The sequence below is a fragment of the Treponema sp. R8-4-B8 genome, from assembly GCF_054786175.1.
In genome coordinates, this window is the sequence record NZ_BDHE01000019.1 from 21,241 (window position 1) to 35,188 (window position 13,948).

At 42.3% G+C, this 13,948-nt stretch carries 11 protein-coding genes and 1 pseudogene; 8 read left to right on the forward strand and 4 right to left on the reverse strand.

From position 1 onward, the window contains the following. Positions 1-20: 20 nt before the first annotated feature. The gene (locus tag ACYVRA_RS04770; RefSeq protein ID WP_461251609.1) at positions 21-902 is read right to left on the reverse strand and encodes a radical SAM protein; all 882 of its coding nucleotides are present in this window, start codon (positions 900-902) and stop codon (positions 21-23) included. Positions 903-1,018: 116 nt separating this feature from the next. Between ACYVRA_RS04770 and ACYVRA_RS04775 the strand changes: the two genes are divergently transcribed. Together ACYVRA_RS04775 and ACYVRA_RS04780 are read left to right on the forward strand one after the other, a co-directional pair. After that, positions 1,019-2,893: a hypothetical protein gene (locus tag ACYVRA_RS04775; protein WP_461251610.1), complete on the forward strand. Its 1,875-nt coding sequence runs from the start codon at positions 1,019-1,021 to the stop codon at positions 2,891-2,893. Between the two features lie 109 nt (positions 2,894-3,002). After that, a complete protein-coding gene (locus ACYVRA_RS04780; RefSeq protein ID WP_461251611.1) occupies positions 3,003-4,643 on the forward strand; it encodes a helicase HerA-like domain-containing protein in 1,641 nt (546 codons plus the stop codon). A gap of 263 nt (positions 4,644-4,906) precedes the next feature. On the opposite strand, the gene ACYVRA_RS04785 is transcribed toward ACYVRA_RS04780, so the two are convergent. Both ACYVRA_RS04785 and mgtE read right to left on the reverse strand, forming a co-directional pair. Further along, positions 4,907-5,731 (reverse strand): TatD family hydrolase, encoded by an 825-nt coding sequence (locus ACYVRA_RS04785; protein WP_461251619.1) that lies wholly within the window; start codon positions 5,729-5,731, stop codon positions 4,907-4,909. A gap of 1 nt (position 5,732) precedes the next feature. Next, on the reverse strand, positions 5,733-7,076 hold the full coding sequence (mgtE, locus tag ACYVRA_RS04790; RefSeq protein ID WP_461251612.1) for a magnesium transporter: 1,344 nt from the start codon (positions 7,074-7,076) through the stop codon (positions 5,733-5,735). Positions 7,077-7,379: 303 nt separating this feature from the next. On the opposite strand from mgtE, the gene ACYVRA_RS04795 reads away from it, so the two are divergent. The 5 genes from ACYVRA_RS04795 to ACYVRA_RS04815 all read left to right on the forward strand — a co-directional run bounded on the left by ACYVRA_RS04795 (position 7,380) and on the right by ACYVRA_RS04815 (position 11,701). Then, positions 7,380-7,550 (forward strand): hypothetical protein, encoded by a 171-nt coding sequence (locus tag ACYVRA_RS04795; RefSeq protein WP_461251613.1) that lies wholly within the window; start codon positions 7,380-7,382, stop codon positions 7,548-7,550. A 45-nt stretch (positions 7,551-7,595) separates the two neighbouring features. Beyond that, a complete protein-coding gene (locus ACYVRA_RS04800; RefSeq protein ID WP_461251614.1) occupies positions 7,596-8,348 on the forward strand; it encodes a hypothetical protein in 753 nt (250 codons plus the stop codon). Between the two features lie 51 nt (positions 8,349-8,399). After that, complete coding sequence (yidD, locus tag ACYVRA_RS04805; protein ID WP_461251615.1) at positions 8,400-8,882, forward strand: membrane protein insertion efficiency factor YidD; 483 nt, start codon at positions 8,400-8,402, stop codon at positions 8,880-8,882. 109 nt (positions 8,883-8,991) lie between these two features. Then, complete coding sequence (gene asnS / locus ACYVRA_RS04810; RefSeq protein WP_461251616.1) at positions 8,992-10,446, forward strand: asparagine--tRNA ligase; 1,455 nt, start codon at positions 8,992-8,994, stop codon at positions 10,444-10,446. 19 nt (positions 10,447-10,465) lie between these two features. Then, on the forward strand, positions 10,466-11,701 hold the full coding sequence (locus ACYVRA_RS04815) for a D-alanyl-D-alanine carboxypeptidase family protein (RefSeq protein WP_461251617.1): 1,236 nt from the start codon (positions 10,466-10,468) through the stop codon (positions 11,699-11,701). Positions 11,702-11,894: 193 nt separating this feature from the next. Here the strand turns inward: ACYVRA_RS04815 and ACYVRA_RS04820 are convergent, their stop codons facing one another. Next, positions 11,895-13,607 carry a formate--tetrahydrofolate ligase gene (locus tag ACYVRA_RS04820; protein WP_461251618.1) on the reverse strand — a complete coding sequence of 571 codons (1,713 nt, stop codon included), beginning with the start codon at positions 13,605-13,607 and terminating at the stop codon, positions 11,895-11,897. A gap of 100 nt (positions 13,608-13,707) precedes the next feature. Between ACYVRA_RS04820 and ACYVRA_RS04825 the strand changes: the two are divergent. Continuing rightward, positions 13,708-13,948 (forward strand): annotated as a pseudogene (locus ACYVRA_RS04825) (lysophospholipid acyltransferase family protein); the annotation flags it as partial.

Here is a 13,948-nt window from a genome sequence, read left to right on the forward strand (position 1 = left end):
GGTCAATCATCATTATTTTTTTAATCAAACCATTCTGAAATCTCTTTTTTTGACACGCCCCATTCAATGCCTACCTCCCAAGCCCGTATTTTACAGTAACGGCAAAACGGCATCGGTTTGCATAAAAATTTATAAATCTCTTCAATATTTTCAGCTTTATGTATATCAATAAAATCATCTTCAGATACCTGTATGATTTTATTAAAATATTTGTTAAATCTGTCAATTACTAATGGAAGGCAGCAGGTAGACAGTTTTCCGTCTTTTAGAAATATGCAAAAATTTACTACAAGGCATAAGTTTATGTTATCTGTTATATCTTGCAAGCCTTCCATATCCTTAGGAAGTCTGCACCACTGGTGTTTGTTCATAAATTGCATTCGTATTGTGAGCTTCACCGAGTATTTTTTAGCCAATTCTTTTATTTTTTTATAATTCAATTTTATCGGATAACTTGACAGTATTATACGAATGTTATTTTTTTTACATGATTCCCAAAAGACGGCGTCCATTTTTTCCAACAAAAGGCCGTTTGTTACTATGTTAATCGGACCGTCAAAATATTTTCTTGCAATTTCAAGCAGTTTTGCTATTTCAGGATGTAATAACGGTTCTCCGCCCATTATGTCAATATTTTCGTTGTTTCTTCCTGCAAGGAAGGACAGCCGCGCGAAATCCTTTTCAAAGTCTTCGGGCTTTACGAAATCTTTGTCAACAAGGGGCGAAAAATGATTGCAGCATTTGCAGTTTATATTGCAATGTCCTACAATATCCGTTTCAAAACGCAGTTTTTTTCTTGGTTTTAGCCTGCTGTTTGCTGAAATTCGTATGTAGAAAAACAGAACGCTTTTGAAAATTTTTTGTTTAAGTCCGGTTAAAAAAGAGGTTTCATTTTTTTGCATATTAGCCATATCAATATATGCACTTTACTTTTCATTGTCTGTTGTGTCAAGATGCCTCATTTAATAGCGCCGCGCATTTACTTGACGCTATTAATAAAATTTGGTATTATAATTCTATGAAATTAAAATTATTAACCGCCTGTATTTGTTTGTGCGCTTTTTTCCGTTTCCCGCTTTTTGCGCAAAATCATAATTCCATCTCTCTAGAAAATCAGGTTTACTATATTCTGGAGCAGGCGGAAATAAAAGGCTTATGCAAACCGTTGTCGGGAATCAAGCCTTATACAAGAAGCATCGTCATTACTGCGATTGAAGAAATTCTAAATTCACAAAAAGCTGAAAAATTAAGGAAACATGAGATTGAAATTCTGGAACAGTATCTTGCTGTGTTTTCAAAACCAAAAAACGGCATGGATTGGCGAAGGGGCGCATGGCATGGTGAAACTGAAATAGGAAAAGATGACATTGAACTTTCCGCTAATATTGGCGTAAGCGCCGATATTGAAGGATCAGCCGGGTTTTATTATGATGATCAATATAATGGCAATTATGGCACAGATACATGGATACAAGTTTATCTAAACGGCGACTTTGGCAGCCATGTTTCTTATAATTTATCGTTTGAAGGCGGTTTGATAATAGTTCCGCGTGAAAGCCTCGGCAAATATCATACCTATTATGAAAATTTTAACGATGGAAAAGATCTCACTGAATATAAAGATGAAGAAATAGATGTATACAGCGAACCTCTTACGCATTTTCCGTACAGTTATAAAAAACGGTGGGACGGTTCAGTGCATCATCTTAATGCAATGTATGATTTTGATTCATGGCCTGAAACCGCTTCAATTGCATATAATTATAAACCTGAACTAACATCTTCTTTTTTGGATGATAAAATAATTATGCGGTTGGGGCGGCTGTCGCATGAGTGGGGTTCTACGCCTTTTGGCTCAAGCCTTGCCCTGAATCAAATGTCGCGTCCTTTTATTGCAATTGAAGGAGAATTTAGGCCGTTCTCATGGCTAACTTTTTCTTCTATGACAGGATTTTTAGAATTCTTTAATTCAAAAGGGGAAAAAGCGTCAGGAATGACTTTTCAAAACGCATATTCTATAACGATGTTGCAATTAAGGTACAAAAATTATCTGTATTTTGATCTTGGAGAAACGGTTGTATGGCCAAAACGTTTTGAACTAGGATATGTATTTCCGTTGATGAGTAACGTTATTTATAAAGGTTTTATAGGCGATTTTGATAATCTTGGAGTTTTCATCAATATTAAAGCGCAGTATCCGGGAATTGGGAATATATGGTTCTCATTTTTCGGAGATGAGGCGCGCTTTGAGAGCAATATGGGCGAACTTGATCGCAGTATGTTTGCGTGGCAGGCAGGGGCAAACTTTTCATTGCCATTTCTTTCTTTTACATCAATAAAATTCAGCTATACAAAAGTGAACCCTTATTGTTATACGCATAACAGGAATCTTAACCCCTGGTACTCTGACCTGCGGATGGAAACCGCCTATGTAAACAACGGCGTATGTTTAGGTTATTACCTTCCCCCAAACTCCGATGAAATTCTTGTGCGGTTTCAAACTATGCCCGGTAAAAATGTTACCGCGCATTTGCAATACCAAATGATTCGGCATGGCGCCGACTTTGGCCCTAACGCCGTTGATGGAAGTAATTTGCTGTCGGAGCTTGATCCGTATGACAGAGATAACACCCCTGCTCTTAAAAGATTTTTTCTTCAGGACGGCGCGTACCAGTGGAGCCATATAATAAAAATAGGGGTCGAATGGAACCTTAGCAAGCTGCCTGTTGCCTTTTACGGCGAGGCGGGAACGGTCATTTCATATTTTACCGATATTCTTGAAGGAAGCGCGAATGACGGGGCGGCGCATCCTAATTCAATAGTTGATACGTCTGATTATCCTAAATCGACCGGCTTTATTGTTACAATAGGTTTTAAGATATATCCACGCTAATGCCGGTATATATTTAAATAATTAATAATAAAAATTAAATAATACAACATAAAGGTTAATTGCACAAAATGTATATTTATAGTACAATAGGTTACAGGAGAAAACTTTAATGGCGATTGAAATTACAAATAATAAATGCCCGGCTTGCGGCGGCACTTTGAATATTACAGGGGGAGCCGCCCCGAAGTTCTGTGAACACTGCGGCGTAAAATTAGATATTTTTCCGGTTAAGCAGCCGGATTCCGCCGCTCCTGGCGCGGATGGCAAACCCGCGGTTGATAAAAATAAATTATGGATCGCAACAGGTAAAGAACCTGTTTACATGCTTTCCAAAATGATAAACAGGCACGGTCTTATCGCCGGAGCTACCGGCACGGGCAAAACTGTAACTATAAAAGTTTTATCGGAAGCGTTAAGCGACATAGGCGTTTCTGTTTTTTTAGCCGACATCAAAGGGGATGTTTCGGGACTTTGCAAAAAGGGCGAGCCTAATAAAAATGTGGAAGAACGCGTAAAGAGCATGAACATAAGCGATTTTGCGTATACGGATTATCCCACGCGTTTTTTTGACGTGTACGGTAAAAACGGGATTCCTGTTCGCACGACGATATCCGATATGGGGCCTCTTCTTCTTTCGCGTATTCTCGGTCTCAATGAAACGCAGAGTGGCGTTTTACAGATAATTTTTAAGATTGCCGACGACAACGGCCTATTACTGATCGACTTAAAAGATCTGCGGGCGATGGTGCAATTTGCGGGCGACAACGCTAAGGAGTTATCATCTACATACGGCAATATTTCGACGCAAAGCGTAGGTACCATTCAGCGAAATCTTTTAACGTTAGCCTCAAGCGGAGGGGATATTTTCTTTGGAGAGCCGGCTCTTGATCTGCGCGATTGGCTTGGCTGTGATGGTTCAGGCCGCGGCTTTATCAATATTCTGGATTGCGTGAAGCTTTTTCAAAGCCCGTTGCTTTATTCGACATTCCTGTTGTGGATGCTTTCAGGCCTCTACGAGATGATGCCGGAAGTCGGCGATCTTGATAAGCCAAAGATGGTGTTCTTTTTTGACGAGGCGCACATTTTGTTTAACGAAGCGCCGAAGGCCCTTCTGCAAAAAGTCGAGCAAGTGGCGCGCCTTATCCGCTCCAAAGGCGTCGGCATTTACTTTATTACGCAGTCGCCGTCAGATATTCCCGATACCGTATTATCGCAGTTGGGAAATAAAATTCAACATGCGTTACGCGCATATACGCCAAATGATCAAAAAGCGTTAAAAGCCGCCGCCGCCTCATTCCGCTCCAATCCTGAATTTTCCAGTGAAAAAGTTTTAGGCGAGCTTTCAACAGGCGAAGCGCTCATATCAGTACTTGACGAGAAAGGCGCTCCAAAGATCGTACAACGCGCATTTTTACTTCCGCCAAAAAGTTTTATAGGCCCCGCCGAACCGGAGCGCATAAGCGGCATCATTAAAAGCTGCCCGCTTAACTCAAAATACCGCGACGCTATTGACCGCGAATCCGCGTATGAAGTATTGCAGGAACAAAAAAAGCAAACGCAATCGCAGCAGCAGAAACAACAGCCCGCCGCAACGCGGCAAACCCAGCCCGTAAAAGCGCCAAGAACGACAAGCGCGAGGAAAACAAGCTCTCCCGCGAACAAGGCGCTCTCAAGCGCGATGACGCAAATCGGCAGGGAAGCAGGAAAAGCTTTAGTGCGCGGTTTGTTTGGTAACATTAAATTGTTTTAGTAATAAATTATTTAAAAGAATACCTCTCGCAAAGGCGCAAGAGACTGTAGGAAAACTTCGGAAAAGAGGTTCACGCAAAGGCGCGAAGGCACAGAGGACGCAAAGTTTTTTGTTTGCAGGATCATCCTTTTTTCCTTCAAGATTTGTAGCTAAACTAATATATCTTGATCAGCAATGAGCTATCGGACGAAAACTTTGCGCCTCTGCGCCTTTGCGAGAGAAAATTTGGGAATAATGCTTTGTAAAATTATAGATGTTACTAACTAATATCTCATATTAAAAACTTGTTTAAAATTAATCTCAATCTGCGCTTCTAAATCTTTTTCATCAATCTTATTACCGGCTTCACTGCGAAGATTTGCCGCCGTTTTTAGTATCAAAGGCAAGTCTGCCCATGTGGAATATTTTTCGCCCCTCCTCGGTTGAAAGGGAGCGTCGGTTTCCGTTAGAAGCCTTTCCAGCGGGAGCGAAGAACAGCATTGGATTGCCTGTTTGTGGTTGTGCATAATTGTATTCCCAAATGAAAAATACGCGTTAATACCGTGGCGTAACAGTGAGCGGGCTTCTTCAAGGGTGCCTGGCCATGAGTGAAAAATTACCGCCTTACACTTTGATAAAATTTTTGCGGCGGCAAATATTTTGTGTATGGCGCGGCGCACATGAAGAACTATTGGCAGACTGTAATTGATGGCAGTTTCCAAATGCGCCACAAACAAAACGTCCTGTGTTTTTTCAGTTTCTTTAAAAGCCGCATTGTAAAGGTCAAAACCAAATTCGCCTAACGCGGATATTCTGCCCGCCGAAGCTAGATTTTGCAAGGTTTTAAGGCTGCCTGATAATTCAGAGTCCGTAAATAATTCGCCATTTTCTTTTTTTACGGCGGGCAGTTGGGGGTGAACGCCGAAGCAGAGTAACAGAGGAGCTGCGTTCTCAGCGGCGGCGTTATACGCTATTTCTTCGTTATGCGTAAATTCTTCCATGTTGTAAGAGCTTGCCGCCGCAGTAACTCCCAATCTGCGGCGTTCCTGTTCCATTTGCGGGAAAAGAGGGGAAAGGTCGAAGGGGTGGCAATGGGAGTCTGTCAACACTTTACAGACCAAGAATCGCTTTGGCGAATAAAAAGTAAATTATAAGCGATACGGCGTCCACAATAGTAGTGATTAACGGGGCCGCCATGACGGCAGGGTCAATTTTTAGGCACTTTGCAGCTAAGGGAAGAACGCATCCCACGGTTTTTGCTATAAGGATCGTACAGCATACGGACAGGGTAACCGTGACGCATAACATAAGATTTTGCCCGTTCATAATAAAAATGCGTATAAAATTCACTGTTCCAAGAGCCAATCCGCATAACAAACCAACACGCACTTCCTTCCATATAACGCGGATAATGTCTTTAGGGCTTATTTCACCTATTGCCATACCGCGGATAATTAGTGTTGAAGCCTGGGAGCCCGCGTTGCCTCCCGTGTCCATGAGCATCGGGATGAATGCGACAAGGATTGGCAGGGCAGCAAGCCCGTTTTCAAAATCGGAAATGATTAAGCCGGTTATGGTAGCGGAAAGCATCAACACTAAAAGCCAAAGGATGCGGTTTCTCGCTAATCTGAAAACGCCGGTTTTTAAATACGGATCGTCAGAGGGGGCAAGGGCGTTCATCTTTTCAATGTCTTCAGTGCTTTCCTCGACGATTACGTCTACAATGTCGTCTACCGTTATAATGCCCACAAGCCTTTGCTCCTTGTCAACAACCGGCATCGCCAAAAGCGAGTATTTTTTAAATTGTTCAGCGATAGCTTCTTGATCGTCGGTTGTATGCGCAAAAACAAGATTGGTGTCCATAATATCGCCGATACGCTCCTGCGGTTTGGCAAGCATAAGCGTTTTCGCGGAAATGGCGCCTAAAAGAAGGCGATCCCTTCGTATCACATAACAGTTGTAAATTGTCTCTTTATTAATGCCGGTGCTGCGGATAGTGTCAAAAGCTTCGCGTACTGTCGCGTCTTCGCGAAGGTCTACATATTCCGTCGTCATTATACTGCCCGCTGAATCGTCGGGGTACTGTAAAATGTGGTTGATTAATTTTCGTTTTTCAGGCTGTACGTTTTTAAGCACGCGGTTGACAACATTGGCGGGCATTTCTTCGATAAAGTCTACCGCGTCGTCCACGAAAAGTTTGTTCATGATTTCGCCGATTTCCAAATCGGTAAGGGCTTCGACAATAATCTGCTGATGGTCGCTGTCCATGTACGCGAATACGTCCGACGCGATTGCTTTGGGCAGGATTCTGAACAAGTGAATTATTTTTTCCCTGTCCAATTCGTCAAAAATTTCGGCAATATCAACCGTATTTATGTCGGAGAGCAGAGGTTTTAATTTTAAAATGTCAATGGAACCGGTTTTAATTAATTCTAATATTTCTTCTTTATTCATAATGGCATCCCTATAAAAATATTAGGACACCGGACAGAAAGCGTCCTGCTTGATCTTTTTTCTATAATGTCATTTTAGTAAAATATCAATTTTTGTCAATATTCCAAAATGCTTTTATAATTGTAGTACCCAAAACTATTTTAATTTATATTGTGCCGGATGAGAAAAAAAGGCAAAAAACAATATTTTTCTTATTGACAATAATACCAAAAATAGCTATAATACGCAAATGAGCAAAAATACCGACAAAAATATTGTAATACTTTTTGGCGCGTTATATAAATCATTTTCAAGAGGCGCTATATGATAGTAAAATGTAAGGCTTGCGGCGCCGTATTTATGGAAGATAATTTCTCCGTTACCAACCCCTATTATAAGAAGCTATTGAAAACCACGAATCAAAACGATCTTACAAAAGATTATGTCGCGAATTTTTATGAGATTTTGGGGGTTGAACGTCCTACAGGCATCTAGGTTAGGCGTATGCTTGACCATAATTTATTTTATAAGGAGAAAAAAATGGGATTATTGGATTCTGTATTAGGTATTGTTATTCCCAAAAAAGGAGCAGGTACATTAATCGATCTGAAAGCAGGTTATCGTACTGAGGAACAGGAAAAAGCGGTATTTTACTTTAGCGATAAAAACAAAAAAGGGTGTGGCGCAATATTAAAAGGTTGTTTTGCTAAAAAGGAAAAAATTACAATTAAGAAAAAAGGCTGCTTTGATAAGAAACTAAAATACGTTTCCGATGTGGAATACGACGCGCTAGTTAAAGCCATTGTACAGCGGTTGGATCCGGAGAACAGAGGATTGCAGAAAGTCGGCTTTGATAAGAGCCAGATTGAAAAGACAATTTCCATTGGTAACTATGTGTATGTAAACCCATTTAAAGAATTAGCCGCCGGAGACGCTTTCTTCTGGAAAATCGGCGATGATGGCAGATTCCGCAGCTCAATATATGAAGTTACCTATCTGTTCTTTACTAGGGACGAGATTGTCTCTTATCAGTTGATCTTAAGCAGCGATTGGGAAAAACATGATGAGACGACTAGTGAATTTCATTATAAAGATATTACAGCTCTTAAGATACAGACTGTTCAGAAAGATGAGATTAAAGGGGGTGTTAAAGTATACCAGACCGTACAGAATGAATTGATCATTTCAGTCCCCGGAGATTCTTTATCTGTTACGCTTAGCAACAAACCCACCTCGGAGGAAGAAAACACTATTCAGGATATGAAGGCTTTAATACGGAAGAAAAAGGCTTAATTTTTAAAATACCGGGACCGTGTAATGCGGTTCCGGTTATTTGGGAACATAATGGCGGATTGTATCAGTTCGGAAGAAGAACAAAAGGAAGCGGAAAGATATGTTCTTGAAAAAGAACTGATACGCCCCAAAACAAGTATTCTGACTGTTTTAAAATGTTACTTTGTTTTTTGTACCAGTACGCTTGGCGTAACAGTCCTTGTTTATTTTTTTTTACGGTTCTGTTTTCCCGATATCGCGCTTAAAATTCAACGAGCGGTTGAAGAAAAACCTTTTATTGTACTGATCGTTGTTTGGGCGATTTGCCAGGGCATTGGTTTTATCTTTGTACTAAAGAAAATGATTATCGGTTTTGTACATCTGTATCAGCATTATTCGCCGGAAGAAGTGCGGCGAAACTGCCTTTTTAAACCGACATGTTCTGAATATATGATTTTGGCGATAGAAAAATACGGTCTGTTCAAAGGAGTTCTTAAGAGCTTTGGCAGATTTAAAAGGTGTAATGGTGACACCTATAGAATAGATTATCCGTAATGATGATTTAAATGGCTTTATTCCGGTAATAAATCAGTAATATCATTTTTATTTTAAACAATATTCATTCCCTCTTCATCTTTTTTAGTTATTTCTGTATAATGTCCTCATGTTGCCAACACTTATAAAATATATTATTAAGCAGTCTCCACAGTCTCAGGAAACTGAGATTTCGGGGTGGGTTAGGACAAAGAGGGATATGAAGAATCTTGTCTTTGTGGAAGTAAACGACGGTTCCTGCTTTGCGGGTATTCAATGCACGTTTGACAGGGGGGCGGGAATTGACGAGCGGACGGAAGCCGCCCTTGCCTCTCTTTCTACCGGCGCTTCCGTAAAAATCAGCGGAAAGCTGATACCTTCTCCCGCTTCGGGGCAGGCTGTGGAAATTGCCGCCGTGTCTTTGAATGTTTTAGGGGACGCCCCCGCCGAAACTACCGGTAATATTCAAGCTTATCCGCTTCAAAAGAAGCGGCACTCTTTGGAATTTCTTCGTGAGATCGCGCACCTTCGCCCGCGTACCAATACTTTCGGAGCGGTGGCGCGTCTTAGAAGCCGGTTGGCGTTTGCGATTCACAGGTATTTTCAGGAGAGGGATTTTCATTATCTGCACACGCCGATTATCACAGCTGGAGATTGCGAAGGCGCGGGAGCGATGTTTCAGGTAACGACGCTCGATCTTGAAGCTCTAGCGAAACAATCTGCCCAAAAAGCGGATAACGGACGCGCGGGTGCGATAGATTATTCCAAAGATTTTTTTGGCAAGAAAACATTTTTAACGGTCTCAGGCCAGCTTGAAGGTGAAACCTACGCTACAGCCATTTCGCGCGTTTATACTTTTGGCCCCACTTTTCGCGCGGAAAATTCCAACACCGTCCGCCACCTTGCCGAATTCTGGATGGTGGAGCCTGAAATCGCATTTGCCGAATTAAAAGACGATATGGCGTTAGCTGAAGATTTTCTAAAGTATGTATTTAACGCCGCTCTGAACGAATGCGCCGACGAACTTGCGTTTTTTAACGCCCATGTCGAAAAGGGAATAATTGAAAATCTGCGGCAGGTTGCGGACGCGAAATTTTCGCATATCACTTATACTGATGCCGTTAAAGAATTGGAAAAAGCCGTCGCTTCAAAGAACGATCTTTTTGAATTTAAACCAAGCTGGGGCTGTGATTTGCAAAGTGAGCATGAAAGGTTCTTAACGGAAAAGATCGCCTGCGGTCCAGTAATCGTTACCGATTATCCGAAAGAAATAAAAGCTTTTTATATGAAGTTAAACGACGACGGCAAAACAGTACGCGCCATGGACGTTCTTGTCCCGCGATTAGGTGAAATTATAGGTGGCTCCCAGCGCGAAGACAATCTTGAAAAACTTATCAGCCGCATGGGCGAACTTGGTTTAAAACAAGAAGATTATCACTGGTACCTTGACCTTCGCCGTTACGGTTCCGTGCCTCATGCGGGGTTCGGCCTTGGCTTTGAACGCCTTATTCAGTATGTTTCCGGCATGGCGAATATCCGCGATGTTATTCCCTATCCCCGCGCCGTGGGTCAGGCTGAATTTTAATTAGAAAAATTATTACCGTATGAAAAGAATAAAATTTTCTTTATTATTTTTTCTTTATTCTTTTTTATTTGTTTTATCTGTGTCGGCGCAGATTTATCAGGCTCAATCCGCGCTTATACCGATTATTGAGACCGCGCCGGAAATAATTTCAAGGGCGGCGGTTTTGATTGACGCGCATACGGGTACTGTGCTTTATTCAAAAAATCCTGATGAGGAAATTCCTCCCGCTTCGCTTACAAAATTAATGACAATGCATCTTGTTATGAAAGAGATTGAAGAGGGCAGGGCATCATACAATGAGATAATTCCCATAACGGTTGAAAGTTGGGCGCAGAACCAACCTTACCGTTCCAGTTTGATGTTTCTGGAACCGGGGCAAATTGTTACGCTGCGAGAAATATTACTCGGTCTCGCGGTTGTTTCGGGTAACGACGCGGCAGTCGCGGCGGCGTTGCGTCTCGCGCCGACCGTGAATGAATTTGCCGGTAAGATGACAACCGAAGCCCGGCGTATGGGGTTAAAAGTTACGCGATTTGTTGATTCATCTGGCATTTCCGAAGACAATATGACGACCGCAGCCGAGTTTGCCTCTTTTTGCCGTCAGTATCTGATAATGCATCCGCAAAGCCTTGCCGATTTTCATTCTGTTCCAGAATTTTCGTATCCAATGGCGGCTAACGTAAGGGAAAAAAATCGAAGTAATCCGCGCACTATAACGCAGGAAAACCGCAATACGCTGTTAAAAGTTTTTCCCGGCGTTGACGGCTTTAAAACGGGATTTATTGAAGAATCAGGTTACAATATCGCCCTTACCGCGCAAAGAAACAATACGCGCTTTATACTTGTAATTCTGGGCGCTCCCAACAATAGAAGCGGCGCCGGTATTCGCGATAAAGACGGAATAAGCCTTCTTACATGGGCGTTTGACAATTTTAAAACAGTCCGCCCGAAAGACATAAAAATAGATAACGCCAAATTATGGAAGGGTAGGGCAAACACGGTGGAACTCGCCTTCGCAAACCCGGCGGACTTTACCTCTCCCATCACCCGCGCAAATAATCTTCAATACGCGACAGAAGTCAATAAAAAACTAACCGCCCCTCTCCCCGCCGGCTCTCCCGCCGGATACTTCATAATCTCCGACGAACAAGGTGAACTAAGCAGAGTGCAGTTAGTAACCGCCGTAGAAGCCAAAAAAGGAAACATCTTTAAAAGAATCTGGCACTCATTTTTACTTTTATTTGTTAAAAATTAAAATATTTTCAGAAAGACCTCTCGCAAAGGCGCAGAGGCGCAAAGTACCTGTTCGATAGATTTTCGTTCTACAACATATATTATCTTCAAAACAAGGATCATGAGTAATACGATGAGCATTCGAACAACAACTTTGCGCCCCTGCGCCTCTGCGAGATAAAATTTTAGAATAAAATTTAAATTTTTACACACTGCTAGAACAGTCCCGATATTTTACCATTACTGTCAATGTCTATTTTTTCGGCGGATGGGACGGGGGGAAGGCCGGGCATTGTCATTATTTCGCCTGTTAGGGCTACTATAAAACCGGCGCCCGCCGATATTTTTACGTCCCTTACTGTTAAGCGCCATCCTTTGGGGGCGCCGAGAAGGGTAGCGTCGTCGGAAAAACTGTACTGGGTCTTCGCCATGCAGATTGGGACTTTATCAATGCCCATTTTTTCAATTTGATTTATCTGTTTTTGGGCGTTATGCAAAATGACAACGCTGTCGGCATGGTATATTTTTTTCGCTATTGTCTCTATTTTTTCATTAATGGAAAGATTAATGTCATAAGAAAACTCAAAATTGTTCGGCTGTTCGCAAAGGCGTACTACTTCTTCGGCGAGTTTGACTCCCCCTTCGCTCCCCTTCGCCCACACTTCGGAAACGGCGGCATTTACGCCTAACGCTTTGCATTTATTTTCAACTAACTCTAATTCAGCTTTTGTATCTTTGGAAAAAGCGTTAATTGCGACTACTACGGGAAGTTTATAAACATTTTTTATATTTTCCACGTGCTGTAAAAGATTGGGAAGGCCGTTTTCAAGAGCGGAAAGATTTTCATTCTCAAGTTCGGATTTTTTCGCGCCGCCGTGTGATTTTAAAGCGCGGACGGTGGCGACAACAATTACCGCGGAAGGTTTAAAACCGGCAAAACGGCATTTAATATCGAGGAATTTTTCCGCGCCCAAATCAGCGCCAAAACCGGCTTCGGTAACCACATAATCGGCGCATTTAAGAGCGAGACGGGTAGCCATGATTGAATTGCAGCCGTGCGCGATATTCGCGAATGGTCCGCCGTGGATAAAAGCGGGAGTTCCTTCCATTGTTTGCACAAGATTTGGTTTTAGAGCGTCTTTAAGAAGAGCCGCCATCGCTCCCTGAGCGTTGAGCTGCGCGGCGGTAACCGGCTTTTCATCGGCTTGTTTTCCGTAAGTGTAGCCTACAATTATGCGCCCCAACTTTGTTTTTAAATCGTCAATGCTCTCGGCGAGACAGAGAATCGCCATTACTTCCGACGCGGCCGTTATGTCAAATCCGTCCTCGCGCGGGAAACCGTTTATCTTCCCCCCAAGACCGTCCGTAATAAATCGAAGCTGGCGGTCGTTCATGTCGATACATCTGCGCCAGACGACTTTTCTTGGATCGATATTTAATTCGTTACCCTGAAAAATATGGTTGTCTATCATCGCTGCCAAAAGATTATTCACGGCGGCTATAGCGTGGAAGTCGCCAGTAAAATGCAGATTGATGTCTTCCATTGGAATAACCTGCGCCCAGCCGCCGCCAGCGGCTCCGCCTTTAACGCCGAATATGGGACCGAGCGAAGGCTCCCTAAGGGCGACCATCGTTTTTTTTCCGATTGACGAAAGGCTGTCGGCGACTCCTACCGTCGTGGTCGTCTTGCCTTCTCCTGCGGGAGTAGGATTAATCGCCGTTACAAGAATTAATTTACCGTCTTTTTTATCTTTGTTTACCTGAAGAAAGCTGTAATTTACTTTTGCTTTGTATTTTCCGTAATATTCGATGTACTCATCGGGAATTCCCGCTTTTTTTGCCACGTCCTTTATGTGGAGGGCGTGTTCCGGAAATACTGATTGGGCAATTTCGATATCCGTGCCTGAGAATTTTTTAAGGTCTGCCATTTATTGATAATGTAACAGTAATAAAAAAAAGTCAATGCGTGAAACATAACGGGGGCGGTTTACGGTTGTTTTTTTTCCAGAAATTAGGGATAATTAAAACATGATAAAAACAATACTAGGGTTTGGATATTTAGTCGCCGCTTTGCTTTTTTTATTGCCGTTTGCCCTTATCGCGTTGGCATTAAGCCCGTTTGGATTAAAAAAACCGATGACGCATATTATTTACCGTCTCGCGCAAGGGTGGGCGCTGTCATTACTTCCTATAGCGGGGCACACGGCGGTTAAAGGCAGGGAGAATATTCCTAAAAAGGGCGGCGTTTGTTTTGTAAGTAACCATTGCG

Excerpts from the sequence above, each read along its gene's own strand:
- ACYVRA_RS04770 (WP_461251609.1), bottom strand. The coding sequence starts at position 902 with ATGCAAAAAAATGAAACCTCTTTTTTAACCGGACTTAAACAAAAAATT.
- ACYVRA_RS04775 (WP_461251610.1), top strand. The coding sequence starts at position 1,019 with ATGAAATTAAAATTATTAACCGCCTGTATTTGTTTGTGCGCTTTTTTC.
- ACYVRA_RS04780 (WP_461251611.1), top strand. The coding sequence starts at position 3,003 with ATGGCGATTGAAATTACAAATAATAAATGCCCGGCTTGCGGCGGCACT.
- mgtE (WP_461251612.1), bottom strand. The coding sequence starts at position 7,076 with ATGAATAAAGAAGAAATATTAGAATTAATTAAAACCGGTTCCATTGAC.
- ACYVRA_RS04795 (WP_461251613.1), top strand. The coding sequence starts at position 7,380 with ATGATAGTAAAATGTAAGGCTTGCGGCGCCGTATTTATGGAAGATAAT.
- ACYVRA_RS04800 (WP_461251614.1), top strand. The coding sequence starts at position 7,596 with ATGGGATTATTGGATTCTGTATTAGGTATTGTTATTCCCAAAAAAGGA.
- yidD (WP_461251615.1), top strand. The coding sequence starts at position 8,400 with ATGGCGGATTGTATCAGTTCGGAAGAAGAACAAAAGGAAGCGGAAAGA.
- asnS (WP_461251616.1), top strand. The coding sequence starts at position 8,992 with ATGTTGCCAACACTTATAAAATATATTATTAAGCAGTCTCCACAGTCT.
- ACYVRA_RS04815 (WP_461251617.1), top strand. The coding sequence starts at position 10,466 with ATGAAAAGAATAAAATTTTCTTTATTATTTTTTCTTTATTCTTTTTTA.
- ACYVRA_RS04820 (WP_461251618.1), bottom strand. The coding sequence starts at position 13,607 with ATGGCAGACCTTAAAAAATTCTCAGGCACGGATATCGAAATTGCCCAA.